The organism is Burkholderia sp. 9779_493 (genome assembly GCF_015712215.1).
GTDB classification, from domain to species: Bacteria; Pseudomonadota; Gammaproteobacteria; order Burkholderiales; family Burkholderiaceae; genus Burkholderia; species Burkholderia cenocepacia.
In genome coordinates this window covers 1-390 of the sequence record NZ_JACCQA010000126.1, presented here as the reverse complement: position 1 = coordinate 390, position 390 = coordinate 1, and the positions used below count along the sequence as shown (strand labels likewise).

At 49.2% G+C, this 390-nt stretch carries 1 protein-coding gene; it reads left to right on the top strand.

The window, feature by feature from the left end; translation table 11 throughout:
• Positions 1–55: 55 nt before the first annotated feature.
• Positions 56–390 (top strand): response regulator (locus H0X95_RS35800; protein ID WP_196446447.1); only part of this gene is annotated, 335 nt, incomplete at its 3' end.

The following is a 390-nucleotide window of genomic DNA, read 5'->3' as shown; positions in this document are numbered from 1 at the left end:
GGCGCAGGTGGCAATAGCATGCCACTATTGAGTAAAGCCAGTCAGGGGAGAGAACATGACGCAGCAATTGGTCGGAAAACAGATTCTCATTGTTGAAGATGAGCAGGTATTTCGCTCGCTTCTGGATTCATGGTTTTCCTCATTGGGAGCGACAACGGTACTGGCGGCTGATGGGGTGGATGCCCTTGAGTTGCTGGGAGGTTTCACTCCAGACCTGATGATATGTGATATCGCGATGCCACGAATGAACGGGCTTAAACTGCTGGAGCATATACGTAACAGAGGCGACCAGACCCCAGTTCTGGTGATATCTGCCACTGAAAATATGGCAGATATTGCCAAAGCGTTACGTCTGGGCGTTGAAGATGTTTTGCTGAAACCAGTTAAAGA